Origin of the sequence: Promicromonospora sp. NPDC050262, assembly GCF_040655935.1 — a bacterium.
Classification (GTDB): Bacteria; Actinomycetota; Actinomycetes; order Actinomycetales; family Cellulomonadaceae; genus Promicromonospora.
The window spans coordinates 193,280-210,660 of the sequence record NZ_JBFAKX010000002.1; the positions used below are offsets into that span (position 1 = coordinate 193,280).

Annotated in this window: 16 protein-coding genes; 8 read left to right on the forward strand and 8 right to left on the reverse strand. The window is 73.6% G+C overall.

Annotated features, from left to right (window positions below; translation table 11 throughout):
* Position 1: 1 nt before the first annotated feature.
* Together AB0I29_RS04275 and AB0I29_RS04280 are read right to left on the reverse strand one after the other, a co-directional pair.
* Entirely contained in the window at positions 2-742 is a 741-nt protein-coding gene (locus AB0I29_RS04275; protein ID WP_357478403.1) for a MerR family transcriptional regulator, read from the reverse strand.
* Between the two features lie 180 nt (positions 743-922).
* Positions 923-3,160: a helix-turn-helix domain-containing protein gene (locus tag AB0I29_RS04280; protein WP_357478406.1), complete on the reverse strand. Its 2,238-nt coding sequence runs from the start codon at positions 3,158-3,160 to the stop codon at positions 923-925.
* A 115-nt stretch (positions 3,161-3,275) separates the two neighbouring features.
* On the opposite strand from AB0I29_RS04280, the gene AB0I29_RS04285 reads away from it, so the two are divergent.
* The 3 genes from AB0I29_RS04285 (at position 3,276) to AB0I29_RS04295 (ending at position 7,193) form a co-directional block, all read left to right on the forward strand.
* Complete coding sequence (locus AB0I29_RS04285; RefSeq protein ID WP_285102218.1) at positions 3,276-3,992, forward strand: alpha/beta hydrolase; 717 nt, start codon at positions 3,276-3,278, stop codon at positions 3,990-3,992.
* A 75-nt stretch (positions 3,993-4,067) separates the two neighbouring features.
* Positions 4,068-5,030: an alpha/beta hydrolase gene (locus tag AB0I29_RS04290; RefSeq protein WP_357478408.1), complete on the forward strand. Its 963-nt coding sequence runs from the start codon at positions 4,068-4,070 to the stop codon at positions 5,028-5,030.
* Between the two features lie 138 nt (positions 5,031-5,168).
* Complete coding sequence (locus AB0I29_RS04295; protein ID WP_357478410.1) at positions 5,169-7,193, forward strand: MDR family MFS transporter; 2,025 nt, start codon at positions 5,169-5,171, stop codon at positions 7,191-7,193.
* 10 nt (positions 7,194-7,203) lie between these two features.
* Here the strand turns inward: AB0I29_RS04295 and AB0I29_RS04300 are convergent, their stop codons facing one another.
* The gene (locus tag AB0I29_RS04300) at positions 7,204-8,817 is read right to left on the reverse strand and encodes a HAMP domain-containing sensor histidine kinase (protein ID WP_357478413.1); all 1,614 of its coding nucleotides are present in this window, start codon (positions 8,815-8,817) and stop codon (positions 7,204-7,206) included.
* On the reverse strand, positions 8,810-9,574 hold the full coding sequence (locus AB0I29_RS04305) for a response regulator transcription factor (protein ID WP_285102214.1): 765 nt from the start codon (positions 9,572-9,574) through the stop codon (positions 8,810-8,812). Before AB0I29_RS04305 ends, AB0I29_RS04300 begins: the two co-directional genes overlap by 8 nt.
* Positions 9,575-9,631: 57 nt before the next feature.
* On the opposite strand from AB0I29_RS04305, the gene AB0I29_RS04310 reads away from it, so the two are divergent.
* Genes AB0I29_RS04310 through AB0I29_RS04325 form a run of 4 tightly spaced genes read left to right on the forward strand, consistent with a single transcriptional unit; the run spans position 9,632 to position 13,768 of the window.
* Positions 9,632-10,783 (forward strand): polyphosphate polymerase domain-containing protein, encoded by a 1,152-nt coding sequence (locus AB0I29_RS04310; protein ID WP_357478416.1) that lies wholly within the window; start codon positions 9,632-9,634, stop codon positions 10,781-10,783.
* The gene (locus AB0I29_RS04315; RefSeq protein ID WP_357478419.1) at positions 10,780-11,451 is read left to right on the forward strand and encodes a DUF4956 domain-containing protein; all 672 of its coding nucleotides are present in this window, start codon (positions 10,780-10,782) and stop codon (positions 11,449-11,451) included. Before AB0I29_RS04310 ends, AB0I29_RS04315 begins: the two co-directional genes overlap by 4 nt.
* Before the next feature lie 11 nt (positions 11,452-11,462).
* The gene (locus tag AB0I29_RS04320; RefSeq protein ID WP_357478422.1) at positions 11,463-13,109 is read left to right on the forward strand and encodes a CotH kinase family protein; all 1,647 of its coding nucleotides are present in this window, start codon (positions 11,463-11,465) and stop codon (positions 13,107-13,109) included.
* Positions 13,106-13,768 carry a TetR/AcrR family transcriptional regulator gene (locus tag AB0I29_RS04325; RefSeq protein ID WP_285102210.1) on the forward strand — a complete coding sequence of 221 codons (663 nt, stop codon included), beginning with the start codon at positions 13,106-13,108 and terminating at the stop codon, positions 13,766-13,768. The genes AB0I29_RS04320 and AB0I29_RS04325 overlap by 4 nt, the downstream gene beginning before the upstream one ends.
* A gap of 9 nt (positions 13,769-13,777) precedes the next feature.
* Here the strand turns inward: AB0I29_RS04325 and AB0I29_RS04330 are convergent, their stop codons facing one another.
* From AB0I29_RS04330 to AB0I29_RS04340, 3 genes are all read right to left on the reverse strand, one after another.
* Positions 13,778-14,083, reverse strand: a complete 306-nt coding sequence (locus tag AB0I29_RS04330) for a hypothetical protein (protein WP_357478426.1) — start codon at positions 14,081-14,083, stop codon at positions 13,778-13,780.
* Positions 14,083-15,363, reverse strand: coding sequence for an inorganic phosphate transporter (locus AB0I29_RS04335; protein WP_285102208.1), 1,281 nt, complete (start codon positions 15,361-15,363; stop codon positions 14,083-14,085). The genes AB0I29_RS04330 and AB0I29_RS04335 overlap by 1 nt, the downstream gene beginning before the upstream one ends.
* Positions 15,364-15,538: 175 nt before the next feature.
* Complete coding sequence (locus tag AB0I29_RS04340) at positions 15,539-16,003, reverse strand: VOC family protein (protein ID WP_357478429.1); 465 nt, start codon at positions 16,001-16,003, stop codon at positions 15,539-15,541.
* A 112-nt stretch (positions 16,004-16,115) separates the two neighbouring features.
* Between AB0I29_RS04340 and AB0I29_RS04345 the strand changes: the two genes are divergently transcribed.
* The gene (locus AB0I29_RS04345; protein WP_357478432.1) at positions 16,116-17,147 is read left to right on the forward strand and encodes a WYL domain-containing protein; all 1,032 of its coding nucleotides are present in this window, start codon (positions 16,116-16,118) and stop codon (positions 17,145-17,147) included.
* On the opposite strand, the gene AB0I29_RS04350 is transcribed toward AB0I29_RS04345, so the two are convergent.
* Positions 17,140-17,361, reverse strand: coding sequence for a zf-HC2 domain-containing protein (locus AB0I29_RS04350; protein ID WP_357478435.1), 222 nt, complete (start codon positions 17,359-17,361; stop codon positions 17,140-17,142). The genes AB0I29_RS04345 and AB0I29_RS04350 overlap by 8 nt on opposite strands.
* Positions 17,362-17,381 lie beyond the last annotated feature (20 nt).

A 17,381-nucleotide genomic window follows, 5' to 3' on the forward strand; every position in this document is an offset into this window, starting at 1 on the left:
CTCAGGCCGCGTCGCGGTACGCCTCCGCGGCGTGCAGCAGGTAGTAGGCCAGTCCGGTCTGCTGCTGTTCGAGCATCTGCCGGTGGAAGTCGTCCGTGACGAAGAAGCGCGCCTGGCCGGCGAATCCGGCGGGGTCCGTCGGGTGCGTGGCGTTCAGCGCCGCGAGGTGCCGCTCGATCGCGCTCACCACCGTCGGGTCGTCGGCGCGCAGCCCGGCGCGCAGCGCGTCGGCCATGGTCGTCATGAACACGGTGGCCTCGGCGGCGGCCGCGTTCATCCGGTCGGCGTCGAGCCCGGCCGTGTCGAGCTCGACGCCGTAGGTGTCCCGCAGGTGGGCGTTCTGCTCGTCGAGGGCGTCCTGCCAGCCGGCCTGGTCCAGGCCGGTGAACATGCTGTCGGCAGCCATGGGTTCTCCCTTTCTCTCGTGTGCGATGGCCTGCTCGAGCGTCGCCAGCACCTGGGCGAGCCGTGCTCCACATGACCGGAGCATGGCGCGCTGGCCCAGCAGGCACTCGAGCCGGGAGACGCGACCCGACAGAGCCTCCGCGATCGTGTCCAGCGGCATGTCCAGCTCCCGGAAGAACAGGATCTGCTGGAGTCGCTCGAGGTCGTCGTCCGAGTAGGACCGGTAGTCGTTGCGCTCGTCCCGTGCGGGGACGAGCAGCCCGATCCGGTCGTAGTGGTACAGCGTCTTGAGCGTCACTCCCGACAGCCGGGAGACGCGGGTGATCGTGTAGGTCATGGGGTCTCACCTCCTGCGCAACACCGTCGACCCTCCCCTGAGGGTAGGGTCAAGCGCCGCCCGTGCGGCCGGGCTCGACCAGCGGGAGCTGGGTGGACGTGCACCTGCTCCCGGTGGCGGACGCCGCCCTCGACGCCATGTCCCGGATGGAGGAGCCTGGGTACCGGGCGGCGGTGCGGATCAGCTGAGCCCGGCGAGCTGCTCCCGGGCCGCGTCGGCCCGCCGACGGTCGCCCAGCGCCTCGCGGATCTCCACGACCCGTCCCAGCGCGGCTGCCGCCTCGGCCCTCCGCCCCGTCGCGGCGAGCGCCAGGGCCCGCACGCGCAGGTACATGGCGCGGTGGGCGGGCACGTCGAGCTCGTCGACGGCGGGCGCGGCGGCGTCCGCGGTCGCGAGCGCGCCCGCGCCGTCGCCGAGCTCGACGAGGTTCTTGACGATCGCGGACGCCGCGGCGACCCGGGTGGTCAGCGCGATGTCCCGGGGGAACCGGTCCGGCTGCCGCTCCAGCAGGTCGATCGCGGCCCGGTCGGCGCCGATGGCGTCGGCGCGCCGCCCGAGCAGCGTGAACGCCTCGGCGAGCATGCGGTGCGTCTGGAGCAGGCCGGCCGCGTCGTCGGCGTCGGCGAAGCACCGGCGGGCGTCCTCGGCGTCGCGCACGACGTCGCCGGGGAAGCCGAGCAGCAGCTCGCACCAGCCCGTGTAGTACAGGGCCCAGCCCTCCTGGGCGCGGTTGCCCGCGCGCCGCGCGACGTCCCGGGCGCGGTGCGCGTGCTCCAGGCCGCGGGCCGGGTCGTCCCGCGTGTAGAGCTCGGCCCAGCTCAGGTACCCGAGCTGGGTGGCCAGCAGGTCGTCGTCGGCGAGGCGTTCCGCCCCCTGGACGGCCAGGGCATAGACCTCATGCCACTGGCCCCACTGCGCCCACAGGTCGGAGAACCAGTGCAGTGACTCTGCCACGCGGACCACCAGGGCGTCGTCCTTGTTGGCCGCCGCGGCGCGCAGCGCGTGGAACCAGTGGTCCGCCTCGTCGTGCAGCCACGCGCCGGCGGCCTCGCGGGTGGACAGGTCGGCCAGCCCGGGTTGGTCCGGGCCGCGCCCGTGGGCGGGCTCGAACCAGAGACCGGCGTCGACGGTGGTCGCCAGGATCCAGTGCCGCAGGCGTTCCGCGTGCCCGGCCTGCGCGTGCGGGCCCTCGTCCTGGCGGAGCCGGTCGCGCGCGAAGATCCGCAGCAGGTCGTGCAGGTGGTAGCGGTCGTGGGTGGCGGCCTCCAGCAGGCCGAGGTCCACGAGCTCGTCCAGCAGGTCCACGGCCGCGTGCCGGCCGGAGCCGACCAGGACGGCGCCGAGCTCGGCGGTGAACGTGGGCCCGGTCAGGACGCCGAGGCGCCGGAACAGCGTCCGCGCGGCGTCGGAGAGCTGGTCGTAGGACATCGCGAACGCCTTGCGCAGCTCGAGGTCGCCCGCGCGGAACCCGTCGAGGCGGTGGTCCTCGGACGCCAGCCGGTCCGCGAGCCGGCCCGCGGTCCAGGCGCGGTGGCTCGCCACGCGGTTGCCGGCGATGCGCAGGGCCAGCGGGCAGCCGTCGCAGAGGTCGGCGAGCCGGTGCAGGTCGGCCTCGGGCGCCTGCGCGGCGGGGATGATGCGGCGCAGGAGCGTCACGGCGTCGTCGTGCGCGAGCCGGTCGAGCTCGACGCGCAGGGACGCGTCCAGCCCGGCCAGCGGACGGCGGGCCGTGACGATCACCGCGGAGGGCCCGGTGGCGGGCAGGACCGGGCGCACCTGCTCCTCCCCGGCGGCGTCGTCGAGGACCACCAGGACCCGGCGGTCGCCGAGGAGGGAGCGCCAGAGCGCGGCGGCGTCGTCCAGGCCGGGCGGCACGGAGCGCACGGCGGGCTCGCAGGCCTGGATCAGGCGGCGCAGCACCACGAGCGGGTCGAGCGGGCGCCCGCCGAACCCGCCCAGGTCGATGAACCGCACGGCGTCGAACCGGTCGCGGACGTCGCCCGCGGCGCGCACCGCGAGCGACGTCTTGCCGAGCACCGCGGGCCCGGAGAGCACCACGAGCGGCGACGGCGCGCCGTCGGCGCCCGACGCCACGTGCGCCCCGATCGCGGACAGCTCGGCGTCCCGGCCGACGAGGTCGGCGACGGCGCGGGGGAGCGGCAGCGGGGCGACGACGCCGGCCGGAGGCCGGTGCCGGCCCGCCCGGGCCGCCGCGAGGAGCGCCGCGCGGTCGGCGGGCGCCAGACCCAGGCCGTCCGCCACGAGGTCCACCGTGCGCCGCTGCGGACCCTGGCTGGCGCCGCGCTCGATGTCGCTGATCGTGCGGTCGCTCACCCCGGAGAGCTCCGCGAGCCGTTCGAGCGTCAGGTCGGCCTCGTGCCGGAACCGGCGGAGCAGCGGACCCAGCGCCTCGGTCATCTCTCCCCATTCCTGCGTGCTTCCTTCGTGGACGCAGTCACCGGTGACGGCCTTGGATCGAAGTGTCTCATCGTGACGGCCGTGCTCCCGCGGTCGTCCCGCGGAAAGGAACCCCATGTCATCCACTCCCACCATCGTGCTGGTGCACGGCGCGTTCGCCGACGCCGGAAGCTGGACCCCGGTCACGCGCGCGCTGCTCGACCAGGGCTTCCGGGTCGTCGTCCCGCCCGTGCTGAACCGCTCGCTGACCGGCGACGCCGCGTACGTGCGGTCCGTCGTCGAGGCGATCGACGGCCCCGTGCTGCTCGCGGGCCACTCCTACGGCGGCGCGGTGATCACGGTCGCGGGCGCGGCCGAGAACGTCGTCGGCCTGGTCTTCGTGGCCGGCTACGCGCTCGCCGAGGGCGAGAGCCTGGGCGAGCTGCAGGGCGGCTTCCCCGACTCCGACCTGGCGGCCCACCTGGTCTACACGCCGTACCCGGTCGACGGCGCCGAGCCGGGCACCGACGTGTCCGTGGCCGTCGACGCGTTCCCCGCGGTCTTCGCCGCCGGCGTGCCGGACGACGTCGCGACGGTGCTCGCCGTGTCGCAGCGCCCGCTGTCCGCCGTGGCCTTCGGGGAGCCGGCGCCGGTCGCCGCCTGGCGGACCAAGCCGTCCTGGGGGATCGTCGCGGCCGCGGACCACACCATCAACCCCGACGTCGAGCGCTTCGGCTACGAGCGCGCCGGGGTGCGGGAGAGCGTCGAGCTCGACGCGCCGCACCTGGTGATGCTCACCCACCCCGCCGAGGTGGCCGGGCTCATCGCCCGGGCCGCGGGGCAGACCGCCTGACCGGCGCCGCCCGGCCCGCCGCGCACGCCGGCACGCCCCAGCACACCCAGCACCCCCCGGAACGAAGGAACCGTCATGACCGCAAACCCCCACGGCCTGGCCCTGGAACCCGCCGCCCAGGCGTTCGCCGAGGCCACCGACAACCCGCCGTACCTGTACCAGCTCGCGCCCGCGGACGGCCGCAAGGCCGTCGACGACGTGCAGTCGAGCGAGATCTTCAAGCCCGAGGTCGACGACGTCTGGGTCACCGTCGAGGGCGGGCCCACCGGCACGGTGCCGGTCCGGATCGTCAGGCCCGCCGGCGCCCGGGGCCCCCTGCCCGTGGTGCTCTACGTGCACGGCGCCGGCTGGGTGTTCGGCGACGCGCACACGCACGACCGCCTCGTGCGCGACCTCGCGATCGGCGCGCAGGCCGCCGTCGTCTTCCCCGAGTACGACCGGTCGCCCGAGGTGCGGTACCCCGTCGCCGTCGAGCAGGCCTACGCCGTCGCGCAGTGGGTCACCAAGGAGGGCGCGGACCAGGGGCTGGACGGCGGCCGCCTGGCCGTGGCCGGCGACTCCGTGGGCGGCAACATGTCCGCCGCCCTCACCCTGCTCGCCAAGGAGCGCGGCGACGTCACCTTCCGGCAGCAGGTGCTGTTCTACCCGGTGACCGACGCCGCGTTCGACACCGCCTCCTACCACGAGTTCGCCACCGGCTACTTCCTCACCCTGGAGGGCATGCGCTGGTTCTGGGACCAGTACACGACCGACCCGCAGGAGCGGGACCTGATCACCGTCTCCCCGCTGCGGGCCACCGAGGAGCAGCTCGCCGGGCTGCCGCCCGCGCTGGTCATCACCGCGGAGGCCGACGTGCTGCGTGACGAGGGCGAGGCCTACGCGGCCAAGCTCCGCCGGGCCGGCGTGGACGTGACCAGCGTCCGGTACGGCGGGGTCATCCACGACTTCGTCATGCTCAACGCCCTGCACGACACGCACGCCGCGAAGGCCGCCGTCGCCCAGGCGTCCGCCACGCTCCGGTCCGCCCTCCAGGACTGACCGGTCCCGGCGCGGGGAGGGACGCCGCACCGCCGGCGCCCTCCCCGCGCCGACCCGCGCGGGCCGTGACAGTCTGCCTCCGGGGGCACACGCACGGGCGCGCAGGCCTCGCCGTCCACCGGACCCGGGAGGCACCGCATGACCGCACCGAGCGCAGAGGCGGAACCGCAGGCACTGCCGCAGGCCAGGGTTTGGGCCATCTTCGCGGGGCTCATGCTCGCGCTGCTGCTTGCCGCCCTGGACCAGACCATCGTCGCCACCGCGCTGCCCACGATCGTCTCCGACCTCGGCGGCGCCGAGCACCTGTCCTGGGTCGTGACGTCCTACATGCTGGCCAGCACCGCGACCACCGTGCTCTGGGGCAAGCTCGGCGACCTGTTCGGGCGCAAGACCCTGTTCATCGCCTGCATCCTGATCTTCCTGGTCGGGTCGATCCTGTCCGGCACGTCGCAGACGATGGGCCAGCTCATCGCCTGGCGCGCCGTGCAGGGCGTGGGCGGCGGCGGGCTCATGGTGCTCTCCCAGGCGATCATCGGCGACGTCGTACCGCCCCGGGACCGCGGCCGGTACCAGGGGCTGTTCGGCGCGGTCTTCGGCGTCTCCTCCGTCGCCGGCCCGCTGCTCGGCGGGTTCTTCGTCGACAACCTCGACTGGCGCTGGGTCTTCTACGTCAACATCCCGGTCGGGATCATCGCGCTGGTCGTCGTCGCCTCCGTGCTGCCCCGCATCACCACCGACACCAGGCCCCGCATCGACTACGCCGGCATCATCCTGCTCGCCACGATCTCGACGGCGGTCGTGCTGGTCACCAGCCTGGGCGGCACCACCTGGGGCTGGAGCTCCGCGCCCGTCTGGGCCATGATCGCGCTCGCGGTCCTCGGGCTGGTCGCGTTCGTCGCGGTCGAGCGGCGCGCCCCCGAGCCGGTGCTGCCGCTGCACCTCTTCCGCAACCGGGTCTTCTCCGTCTCCGCGGTCATCGGCTTCGCCGTCGGCTTCGCGATGTTCGGCGCCATCACCTTCATTCCGCTCTACCTGCAGACGGTCAAGGGCTCCACGCCCACCGAGTCCGGCCTGGAGATGACGCCGATGATGCTCGGCCTGCTCATCACGTCCATCGGCTCGGGACAGCTCATCTCCCGCACCGGGCGCTACAAGGTCTACCCGATCGTCGGCACCGCGGTCACCGCCGTGGGGCTCTACCTGCTCTCCCTCATGGACCAGGGCACCACCACGCTCCAGGCGGGCCTGAGCATGTTCGTGTTCGGCGCCGGGCTCGGGATGGTCACCCAGGTGCTCGTCATCGCGGTGCAGAACGCCGTGAGCTACCGCGACCTGGGCACCGCGACGTCGGGCACCACGTACTTCCGCACCATCGGCTCGTCGGTGGGCGTCGCGGTGTTCGGCACCATCTTCGCGAACCGGCTCGCGGCCGAGGCGGCGACGTCCGTGCCGGACGCCGCCCAGGGCACCTGCGGGCCCGAGGCGCTGACGGCGTCCACGCAGGCGCTCGCGCAGTGCCCGCCCGACGTGCAGACCTGGTTCCTCGACGCCTACACGGGCGCGCTGCACGTCGTCTTCCTGGGGGCGGTGCCGGTCGCCGTGCTCGCGTTCCTCCTGACGTGGCTCCTGCCCGAGGTCGAGCTGCGCACCGCCACGCGGGGCGGCGACGACGAGGTGGGTCACGCGACCGGCGCCACCTTCGCGCTCCCGTCGTCGCGCACGTCGCTCGAGGAGCTGCGCATGATCCTGTGGCGCCGCGTGGGCAAGCGGGACCCCCTGCGGGTCTACGACCTCGTGGCGCAGGACGTCGGCCTGACGCCCGGCCAGGCGTGGATGCTCACCCGCGCCTCGCTCAAGCGCACCCGGTCGGTGCGCCTCATGGCCGAGCACACGGGCCGCCCCGAGGACGTGGTGCGCGGCGTCGCGGACACCCTCGCGACCCGCGGGCTGGTGGCCGTGGACGGCGACACGGTCCGGGCGCTGCCCGCGGGCGACGTCGTCGCGGAGGCGATCCGGGAGGCGGAGCGGGTCCGGTTGCAGCGGTACGTCGAGCAGTGGCCCGGCGGCGACGAGCCGGAGGTCACGCAGCTCGTGGACCAGCTCACGCGCCAGATCCTGACCGACCGGACGGACCAGGCCGGCAGCTCCGCCGCACGCCCGTAGGATCTGCCCGCTAGCGCACCCGGTGCGGCAGCCGCACCGTGAACGTGGTCCCGGTCGCGGGGTCCTCGTCCGCCGTGCGGGAGCGGACGGCGATGCTCCCGCCGTGCTCGGTCACGATGGCGTCCGCGATCGAGAGGCCGAGGCCGGTCGACCCGCCGTTGCGGTTGCGCGCCACGTCGCCGCGCGTGAACCGGTGGAAGAGCGAGGGACGCAGCCCGGCGGGGATGCCGGGTCCGTCGTCGGTGACGTGCAGGACGACGGCGTCGCCCTCGCGCAGGAGCCGCACACGCACCTGCGTGCCCGACGGCGTGTGGGTGCGCGCGTTGGCGAGCAGGTTCGCCACGACCTGGCGCAGGCTGGCCTCGTCCCCGGTGACGACCAGCTCGTCCGCCCGGTCACCGCCGGCGTGCGCGTCGTCGTCCGCCCCGCTCGGCAGCTCCAGCTTCCAGGCGTGGCCGGGGCTGGCCGCGTGGGCGTCCATGACGCCGTCGACGGCGAGCGCGACCAGGTCGACGGGCGCGCGGTCGAGCCCGCGTCCGGCGTCGAGCCGGGCCAGGAGCAGCAGGTCCTCGACCAGACCCGTCATGCGCACGGCCTCGGACTCGATGCGGTCCAGGGACCGCGCCGCGGTGGGCGGGAGCTCCTCGGGGGCGCGGTGCACGAGCTCGGCGTACCCGCGGATCGACGCCAGAGGCGTGCGCAGCTCGTGGCTCGCGTCCGCCACGAAGCTGCGCACCTGGGTCTCCGAGTCGTGCCGGGCCTGGAGCGACACCTCGACGTTCTCGAGCATGCGGTTCAGGGCGGCGCCCACCTGCCCGACCTCGGTCCGCTCGTCCGTGAGGGTCGCGGGCACGCGGGGGATGGCGTCGATCGCGCCGCGGGAGAGCTCGAGCTCGGAGACGCGGCTCGCGGCGTCCGCCACGCCGTCGAGCGGCCGCAGGGAGCGGCGCACCAGCCAGGCGCCGACGCCGACGGCGGCCAGCAGCGCCGCCACACCGAGCGCCACCTCGACGAGCACGTAGCCGTGCACGGTCGCGTCCACGGTCGCGGTGCTGGTCGCCACGACCAGTGGCTCGTCGTCGTCCGTGGTGACGTGCACCGCACGGAAGGCGCCGAGGCCGTCCAGCCGGACGTCGTGCGGGCGCCCGTCGGCCGGGACGTCCAGGAGCTCGGCGACCTGGTCGTCGTCGAGGGCCTCGCGCTCCAGCGAGGTCGTCACGTGGTCGGCGAGCACCGGCTCGCCGTCCACGTAGCGCACGACGGCGCTGCCGGGGCCCAGGCCCGGCGGGAACGCGGGCCGGGTGGTGTCGGAGGCCTCGCCCGGCGCCGGCATCGGCAGGGCGGGGATCTCCTGGCCCGGCTGGGTGCCGGAGGCGTCGTCGCCGGGAGCGGCGTCGCGGAACCGGATCTGCACGGGACCCTGTGTGAGCCGCTGGCTCGCCTGCTCCAGCTCGCTGTCCACCTGGTTCAGGAGCTGGGAGCGCAGCACCGCCGTCGACGCCACGGCCAGGCCCGCCGTGACCACGAGGACGACGGCGGCGAGCACGAGCACGAGCCGCCGCCGCAGCGCGGTGGGCCGGCGGGTCGAGGGGGCGCGGTCGGTGGGCGCGACGACGTCAGGCACGGGCCTCGTCCCTGACCTTGCCGGGCCGCAGCACGTACCCGACGCCGCGCAGCGTGTGGATCATGGGCTCGCGCCCCTTGTCGATCTTGCGGCGCAGGTAGGACACGTACAGCTCGACGATGTTCGCCTGCCCGCCGAAGTCGTAGTTCCAGACCCGGTCGAGGATCTGCGCCTTGGACAGCACGCGCCGCGCGTTGCGCATGAGGTAGCGCAGCAGCTCGAACTCCGTGGCCGTCAGGTGGATCTCCTCGCCCGCCCGCCACACCTCGTGCGCGTCCTCGTCGAGCGCCAGGTCGCCCACGGCCAGCACGCCGTTCCCGTTCTGCGCCGTCGCGCCCTGCCGCCGCAGCAGCCCGCGCAGCCGGGCGACCACCTCCTCCAGGCTGAACGGCTTGGTCACGTAGTCGTCGCCGCCCGCGGTCAGGCCCTTGACCCGGTCCTCGACAGCGTCGCGCGCCGTGAGGAACAGGACCGGGACGCGCTCGCCGTGCTCGCGCAGCCGGCTCAGCACCGTGAGCCCGTCCATGTCCGGGAGCATGATGTCGAGCACCACGATGTCCGGGACGGACTCGCGGACCGCGCGGAGCGCCGAGGCGCCGTCCAGGGCGGCGGTGACGTCCATCCCCTCCAGGCGCAGGGCGGACGTGAGGAGCTCGGCGAGGTTGGGCTCGTCGTCGACCACGAGGACCCGGACGGGCGACCCGTCCGCGCGGGTCGGACGGGGCTGGTCGGGGGAACCGGCGGGTGCGGAGCTCATCGCACCAGGGTGCGCCCCGATCCCGGGGTGTTCCTGGGCCGAACCTGTGCGTTGGCTATGTGCCGGGCCGGACCGCCCGCGAACGTGGAGTCGATCCACGTTCGCCTCCACGTTTCCAGCAGACACAAAGATTCACCCTGCAGGGTCGGTTTCCTCGGTGTTCATCTGCTGGCCAGGTGCCGTTCATCTCGGCGCCGGGCTGCCGACAAGAGGAGCTGGCCCGTGCGACCCCTGTCCCGACGCGCAGTCGACCCACGTCCGAGACCGACGCCAGGCGATCGGTCAACAGGCGAGGAGCCGAACGCGCACGCCGCGAGCTCCGCACGCACGGCCACCGCGAGCCGGCTGCACGCCTTCAACCGGTTCGAGATCAAGTATCTCGTGCCGCAGGACCAGGCGGACGAGCTCCGCGCCGAGCTGGTGCGGCACATGGACGCGGACGCCTACTCGGGCGACGCGGGCTACCCGATCACGAGCGTCTACTACGACACGGCGCACCTGAAGTTCTACTGGGAGAAGATCGAGGGTCTGAAGTTCCGGCGCAAGCTGCGCGTGCGGCACTACGGCACGGCCGACGACCTGACGCCCGAGTCGGACGTGTTCGTGGAGATCAAGCAGCGCGTCAACCGGGTCACCCAGAAGCGGCGGGTGTCGCTGCCGTACCGCGACGCCCTGGCGCTGTGCTCGCCCGAGGGCTACGAGCCCACCGGCGAGATCAGCAACCGCGAGCGGGCCTTCCTGGACGAGGTGTCCACCCTCGTGGGCGAGCTCGACCTGCGCCCCACCGTGACGACCGGCTACCACCGCGAGGCATGGGTGGGGCGAGAGGCGGACCTGGGCCTGCGCGTCACGCTCGACCACCGGCTGCGCGGCCGGGACCGCGACTTCCACCTCTCCTCCGAGAGCGTCAACCGGCTGACGCTGCCGCCGCGCCTCTCGGTGCTGGAGGTCAAGGCGAACGAGCGGGTGCCCGGATGGGTCACCGACCTGACGGCCCGGATGAGCCTCGACGTCGTCCGGATCTCCAAGTACTGCCAGAGCGTGCAGGCGTTCGGACTCGCGCCCCGCTCGACGATGCACGCCCCCGACGAGGTCGACGCGATCCTGCGCGACGAGTCGGCCGGCGCACCCGGCACCGCGACCGCGGGACCGATCCACCCCGGCGGCGTCGACGCCGCCGCTACCCGAAAGAGTGTTCTCGCCCGATGAATCTCCAAGACCTCAGCGGAACCTTCTCCGTCTTCGACGTGACGATGACGCTGGTGCTGTCGTTCGTCCTGTCCGCCGCCATCGGCTGGGTGTACAAGCGGACGCACCGCAACATCTCCTACAGCCAGTCCTACGTCCAGACGCTCGTCATCATCGGCATGGTCGTCGCCGTCATCATGCTCGTGGTCGGCTCGAACATCGCCCGGGCCTTTGCCCTCGTCGGCGCGTTGTCGGTGATCCGGTTCCGCAACGCGATCAAGGAGACCCGCGACGTCGGGTTCATCTTCCTGGTGATGGCGATCGGCATGGCGGTCGGCACCCGGTTCTACCTGCTGGCGGCCGCTGCGACCGTGGTCATCCTGCTGGTCGTCTTCCTCATGCAGCGGTTCGACTGGTTCAAGCTCGACATCCAGCGTCAGGTGGTCAAGGTCCAGGTGCCGCCGGAGTCCCGGTACCAGCAGGACGTCGCAGACGTGCTGGTCCGCATGACGCGTGAGTTCGAGCTCGTCAGCGTGGAGACCGTGCGGGGCGGGGCGCTGACCGAGCTGTTCTACTCGGTGCGCCTCAAGCCGGGGGTCACCACGGCCGAGATCATCGAGGCGCTCGGCGAGATCAACTCCGGGCAGAAGGTCACGGTCCTGACCGGCTACGACCAGTCCGACATGTGAGGAGGGCGACCATGAGCCTTGCGGACCTGCGCAAACGCCTTCCGGTGCGGCTGCGCCAGCACTGGATCCCACTGACCGCCGGCTTGGCAGGGATCGTGGTCGCCCTGACCGTCTTCGGCGACGTGACGGTCCGGCCGTACTCGACGAGCTCGGCCGCCGTCACCGACGAGGAGCGCATCACCCAGGACATCGAGGGCACGGTCGACCTGTTCGACGACTCCGTCGATCACGAGATCTCGCTGTCCTACTCCCAGGACGACTACGACCGGATGCTCGACACGTACTTCGCCGAGGGGGAGAAGGAGTGGATGACGGCCGACCTGACGGTCGACGGCACCACGATCGACTCTGTGGCCGTGCGGCTCAAGGGCAACTCCACGCTGTCGTCGCTGGTCGACGACCGCGAGAGGTCCGAGACCCAGGGCGAGCGCGCTCCGGGCGGGATCGGCGGGGGTGGTGGCGAGATGCCGGAGATGCCTGGTGGCGGGCAGATGCCGGAGGGCGGCCCGATGCCGGGCGGCGCGGGGGAGGCCGTCGGCTTCGCCGGCAGGGGCGCGTCGCTGACCACGGAGGAGCCGGAGAACCTGCCCCTGCTCGTCAGCTTCGACGAGAACCAGCCCGGCCGGGCCTACCAGGGCATGACCGAGCTCTCGATCCGCCCGGCGAGCGCGGCGAGCACGTCGTCGCTCAACGAGGCCGTCGCGCTGGAGCTCACGGAGCAGTCGGGCCAGCCCACGCAGGACTACTCGTTCGCGACCTACGCCGTGAACGACCGTCCGACGACGACCCGCCTCGTCGTCGAGAACCCGGACCCGCAGTACGCCGCTGAGCTCGACGGCGACGGGGTGCTCTACAAGCTGCTGTCCACGAGCTCGTTCACCTATCAGGGTGGCGACCAGACCGAGTACACGGACGACTTCAAGCAGGTCAACCTCAACGGCAGCCAGGACCTGCAGCCGCTCGTCTCGTTCCTCGAGTGGCTCGACGACGCCTCCGACGAGGAGTTCGCCCGCGACCTGGACCAGTGGCTGGACGTCGAGTCGTTCGCGACGTACCTGGGCACCCAGGACGTGCTCGGCAACTTCGACACGATGTCCGGCCCCGGCCGGAACGCCTACCTCTACTACGACCTCGACACGAAGCTGATCAGCGTCGTGTCGTGGGACCTCAACCTCGCGCTGGGCGGCATGTCGATGCCCGGTGGCGGTGCCGCAGGCCCCGGCGGCGAGGCCGCCGAGGGGGCCGGTGGAGGCGGGATGCCCGAGCCGTCCGAGGACATGGAGCCCCCGGAGGGCATGGAGCTGCCGGAGGGCTTCGAGCCGCCCGAGGGTTTCGAGCCCGGGGGTGAAAGCGGGGGCCGGGGCGGCGGCGGTATGGGCGGGGGCATGATGGGCGAGAACGCCCTGGTGACCCGGTTCGAGGAGAACACCACCTTCGCCGCCATGATCGACCGGGCCGTCAGCGACCTGACGGCCGAGTGGATCGACAGCGGCAGGGCCGCTCAGCTCGTCGACGAGGTCGCCGCCCGCGTCCCGGCCACGGACGCCGTCGACCAGGCGACGATCGACGCCGACGCCGAGACCGTGCGGGCCGAGCTCATGGCCACGGACGACGCCGGTGCCGCTGCGGCCGACGGCCCGGCCGCCGGGAACGGATGACCGAGCACAGGGTGCCCGGGCTACGGGAACGCAAGCGCGCCGCGGCCCGGGCACGGGTCGAGGAGATCGCCATCGACCTGTGCCTCCGGAACGGCTACGACTCCGTGACCGTCGCGCAGATCTGCGCCGCCGCGGGCGTCGCGCAGAGCACGTTCTTCAACTACTTCGGCAGCAAGGACGCCGCCATCCTGGGGCGCTCGCCTCGCCCCACGCCCCAGGCGATCCAGGCGTTCGTCGACGCCGACGGGCCGCTGCTCGGCGACCTGCTCACCCTCCTGGTGACCGGTGCGCTGGACGCCGTGGGCAACCTGGAGCTCTTCCGGCGCAGGTTCGAGCTGATCGACGGCAACCCGGAGCTCCGGGCACGGGAGCTGGACCGGTCCGAGGCGCCCGGCTCGTGGCAGCTCGACACCGTCGAGCGCCGCCTGCGCCGGGACCCGCGCCTGACCACGACCGAGATCGCCGAACGCGCCCACATGACCTCGGCGCTCGCCGGGAGCATCATGCGGCACGCCCTCTGGTCGGCCCGGCGAGCCCCCGCGGCGGAGTGGACCGACCACCTCCGGCGCAGCCTCGGGCTCGCGCACGGCATCCTGGTCCGGGAGTTCCCGCCGCGAACGCCGGCCCGGCCGCCGTCGCACATCCGCCGCGCACCGTAGCGGGGGTCGCTAGTGCCCGCCGGAGACCACGACGAACAGGCCCGTGGCGACCGCCGCGACGACGAGGCCCAGGCACAGGGCCGCTCCGGCCAGGCGCGCGGGGCCGGGGCGCGGGATCGCGACGGCGACGGCGACGTCGTCCGAGGTGCGGCGTCCCGCCGCCTCACCGGCCCCCGGCACCGCGTCCCCGCGGTCCCGGGCCGGGCCCGCCAGCAGGCGGAGCCCCAGCGCGAACAGCGCGGGGATGCCCGCGCCGACGAGCACGCCGGCCACGAGGACCTGGCCCAGCGCGCCCCACTCGATGAAGTCGCTCATCAGTTGTCTCCCTTCGACGGGGCGTCGGCACCCGGGGCGCCCACCGTCCCCACGGACTCGATGGCCGGGCCGACGGACGACGCCGTCGCGAGGGCGGGCACGGGGCCGACGCGCTCGCCGCCCGCCTGGCCCGTCGTGGCGGCGACGGGCTCGATGCCGGCGCCCTTGTCCTCGTCCCACTCCTCGTTCACGTTGGTGTGGTCCACCGGCTTGCGGCGCGACACGAGCCAGATGGCCGCGGACGAGATCACCAGCACGGCGAAGACGGCGACGACGCCGAACGTGCCGCCGATGGCGGACTCCAGCCACTGGCACAGCGCGCCGACCAGGCCGGCCGCCGGAAGGGTGAGGCCCCAGGCGACGAACATCCGCCCCGCCACGCTCCAGCGCACCTTCGCGCCCGGCATGCCGACGCCGGAGCCGAGCACCGAGCCGGTGGCGACGTGCGTCGTGGACAGCGAGAAGCCGAAGTGGCTGGAGAGCAGGATGACGGCGGCCGACGACGTCTCGGCGGCCATGCCCTGCCGGGTGTCGATCTCGACGAGCCCCTTGCCGAGCGTGCGGATGACCCGCCAGCCGCCCAGGTAGGTGCCGAGCGCCATGGCGACCGCGCAGCTCAGGATCACCCAGAGCGGCACGTTCGAGTCGGCGGGCACGGCGCCGCCCGCGATGAGGGCGAGCAGGATGATGCCCATCGACTTCTGTGCGTCGTTGGTGCCGTGCGCCAGGGAGACGAGCGAGGCGGAGCCGATCTGGCCCCAGCGGAAGCCCCGGTTGGTCAGGTCCTGCGGCACTCCGCGGGTCAGCTTGGCGACGCACCAGGTGCCGAGGCCGGCCACGGCGATCGCGATGAGCGGGGCGAGCAGGGCCGGCACCAGCACCTTGGACACCACTCCGGTCCACAGCACGCCCGAGGTGCCGACGGCGGCCAGCACGGCGCCGACCATGCCGCCGACGAGCGCGTGCGAGGAGCTGGACGGGATGCCGAGCAACCAGGTGAGCAGGTTCCAGACGATGCCGCCGACCAGGCCGGCGAGCACGACGGGCAGGGTGATGACACCGGCGTCGACGATGCCCTTCGCGATGGTCGCGGCGACGGCGAGCGAGAGAAACGCGCCGACGAGGTTGAGGACGGCGGACAGCGCGACGGCTGTCTTGGGCTTGAGGGCACGGGTGGCGATGGAGGTGGCCATCGCGTTGCCCGTGTCGTGGAATCCGTTCGTGAAGTCGAAGGCGAGCGCGGTCACGACGACGAGCGCGAGCAGGAGCGTTTCGGTCACGGCCTCGATTTTGCGAGGCGAACCTTGGGGTGATCCGTGTTTTTGGCTGATATCAAGGCACTGTTCCTTCATCGTTCATCTGATGTTCACCTGGAAGCCCCCTCGATGGAGTCGCGAGGACCGGCGCCTCGGGTTGTGCCCGGGCGCCGGCCCGGAGCGGGGGTGCGCGACGGCGTCAGGCCGGGGCGTGCTCGGCCGCGACGTCGAGCACCCAGGTGACGCCGAAGCGGTCGGTGAGCATGCCGAAGGCGGGCGCCCACTGCGCCGGGGCGTAGGGCTCGACGATCGTCGCGCCGACCGCGAGCCCCGCCCACAGGGCGGCCACTTCCTCGACGCTCTCGCCGCGCACGGAGAGGAAGAAGGGTTCCGACGTGATGGTCGTGCCGTTCTCCCGGCGGGTGGTGGGCGCCGCCGCCGGGGCCGGTGCGTCGCCGGGGACGTCGTAGGCCATGACCCGGAAGCCGTTGTCGGCCACGACCTGGCCGAACACGACCTTGCCGGCGTCGGGCAGCCCGGCGGGCATCCCGAGGTCGCCGTAGGTGGTGACGAGGATCTGCCCGCCGAACACGGAGTGGTAGAGCTCCAGGGCCGCGCGGGCCTGGCCGTGGAAGTTCAGGTGGGCAACGGTGCTGATCGACATGGTGCTGTGTCCTCACGCGACGGGTTCGTGGCCGGAGGTCTCCGGCGACGAACCCCAACCTGCCAGCCGTACCGGACAGGGATCGTCCGGTACTCGTGTCATCGTGGCGGACATGCCCACCGCCGCCTCGACCATGACCTCCGCCCGCCTCCTGTCCCTGTTGTCGCTGCTCCAGGTGCGCCGCGACTGGCCGGCCGGGCAGCTCGCGCGCCGGCTCGGCGTCAGCGACCGCACCGTGCGACGCGACGTCGACCGCCTGCGGGAGCTCGGCTACCCGGTGCGGACGGCCCGGGGGCCCGACGGCGGCTACCGCCTGGAGGCGGGCAGCGAGCTGCCGCCCCTGCTGTTCGACGACGAGCAGGCGGTGGCGCTCGCCGTGGCGCTGCGGCTCGCGGTGGTGACGGGCGCGGGCATCGAGGAGGCCGCCGCGCGGGCGCTGACGACCGTGCGCCAGGTGCTGCCCGCCCGTCTGCGGCAGCGGGTGGACGCCCTGGAGCTGACCGCGGCCGAGCCCGCCGGTCCGGGGGACGGCGACCAGGTCGACACCGACGTCCTGCTCGCCCTGGGCGCCGCCCTCCGGGCGCACGAGGAGGTGCGGTTCGACTACGCGTCCCCGGGCCGGCCCGACGCGGGGACGCGGCCCCCGCGGCGGGTGCAGCCGCACCACCTCGTGGTCCGCGCGCGGCGCTGGTACCTGGTCGGCTGGGCCCCGGAGCCGGGGGAGTGGCGCACCTACCGGGTGGACCGGATGACGCCCCGGGTGCCGAACGGCCCGCGGTTCACGCCGCGCCAGGTACCGGGCGGCGACGTCGGCGCGTTCCTGACCGCCCGCTTCAGGGGCTCGACGGACCTCGAGGGATCCACGGGCGCCGACGCGTGGCCCTGCACCGGCGACGTGGTGCTCGCCCTGCCGGTCGCGCGCGTGGCGCCGTTCGCCGGGGACGGGCTCGTCGAGGAGCTCGGCCCGGACCGGACCAGGCTGCGCACCGGGTCGTGGTCCTGGGCGGCGCTGGCCGCCGCGCTGGCGCGGTTCGGCGCGGAGATCGAGGTGGTCGGCCCGCCGGCCCTGCGGGACGCGTTCGCCGACCTCGCCGGGCGCGCGGGACGCGCCGCTGCCCTCCCGTCAGCGGACCCCGTCAGCTGACCCGGCCGAGCCGCCGGGCGTCCGCGTTGCGCCGTGCCCAGGCCACCTGGCGCACGTCGATGAACGCGCGGATGCACCCGGGGCACCGGTCGATGTGGGTCTCGAAGCGGCGCAGGCTGCGCGGTTCGAGGCGTCGGTCGAGGTATCCAGGGATCGCGGCGCGGGTGGACCGGCACTCCTGCTGGTCGACCCGCACAGCACTGATGGACGTCACGTGAACCTGCCCCCTGCGCA

Coding starts and splice junctions, on each gene's coding strand:
- AB0I29_RS04295 (WP_357478410.1), top strand. CDS start 5,169: ATGACCGCACCGAGCGCAGAGGCGGAACCGCAGGCACTGCCGCAGGCC.
- AB0I29_RS04325 (WP_285102210.1), top strand. CDS start 13,106: ATGACCGAGCACAGGGTGCCCGGGCTACGGGAACGCAAGCGCGCCGCG.
- AB0I29_RS04290 (WP_357478408.1), top strand. CDS start 4,068: ATGACCGCAAACCCCCACGGCCTGGCCCTGGAACCCGCCGCCCAGGCG.
- AB0I29_RS04275 (WP_357478403.1), bottom strand. CDS start 742: ATGACCTACACGATCACCCGCGTCTCCCGGCTGTCGGGAGTGACGCTC.
- AB0I29_RS04340 (WP_357478429.1), bottom strand. CDS start 16,003: ATGTCGATCAGCACCGTTGCCCACCTGAACTTCCACGGCCAGGCCCGC.
- AB0I29_RS04310 (WP_357478416.1), top strand. CDS start 9,632: ATGTGCCGGGCCGGACCGCCCGCGAACGTGGAGTCGATCCACGTTCGC.
- AB0I29_RS04305 (WP_285102214.1), bottom strand. CDS start 9,574: ATGAGCTCCGCACCCGCCGGTTCCCCCGACCAGCCCCGTCCGACCCGC.
- AB0I29_RS04285 (WP_285102218.1), top strand. CDS start 3,276: ATGTCATCCACTCCCACCATCGTGCTGGTGCACGGCGCGTTCGCCGAC.
- AB0I29_RS04330 (WP_357478426.1), bottom strand. CDS start 14,083: ATGAGCGACTTCATCGAGTGGGGCGCGCTGGGCCAGGTCCTCGTGGCC.
- AB0I29_RS04315 (WP_357478419.1), top strand. CDS start 10,780: ATGAATCTCCAAGACCTCAGCGGAACCTTCTCCGTCTTCGACGTGACG.
- AB0I29_RS04280 (WP_357478406.1), bottom strand. CDS start 3,160: ATGACCGAGGCGCTGGGTCCGCTGCTCCGCCGGTTCCGGCACGAGGCC.
- AB0I29_RS04320 (WP_357478422.1), top strand. CDS start 11,463: ATGAGCCTTGCGGACCTGCGCAAACGCCTTCCGGTGCGGCTGCGCCAG.
- AB0I29_RS04345 (WP_357478432.1), top strand. CDS start 16,116: ATGCCCACCGCCGCCTCGACCATGACCTCCGCCCGCCTCCTGTCCCTG.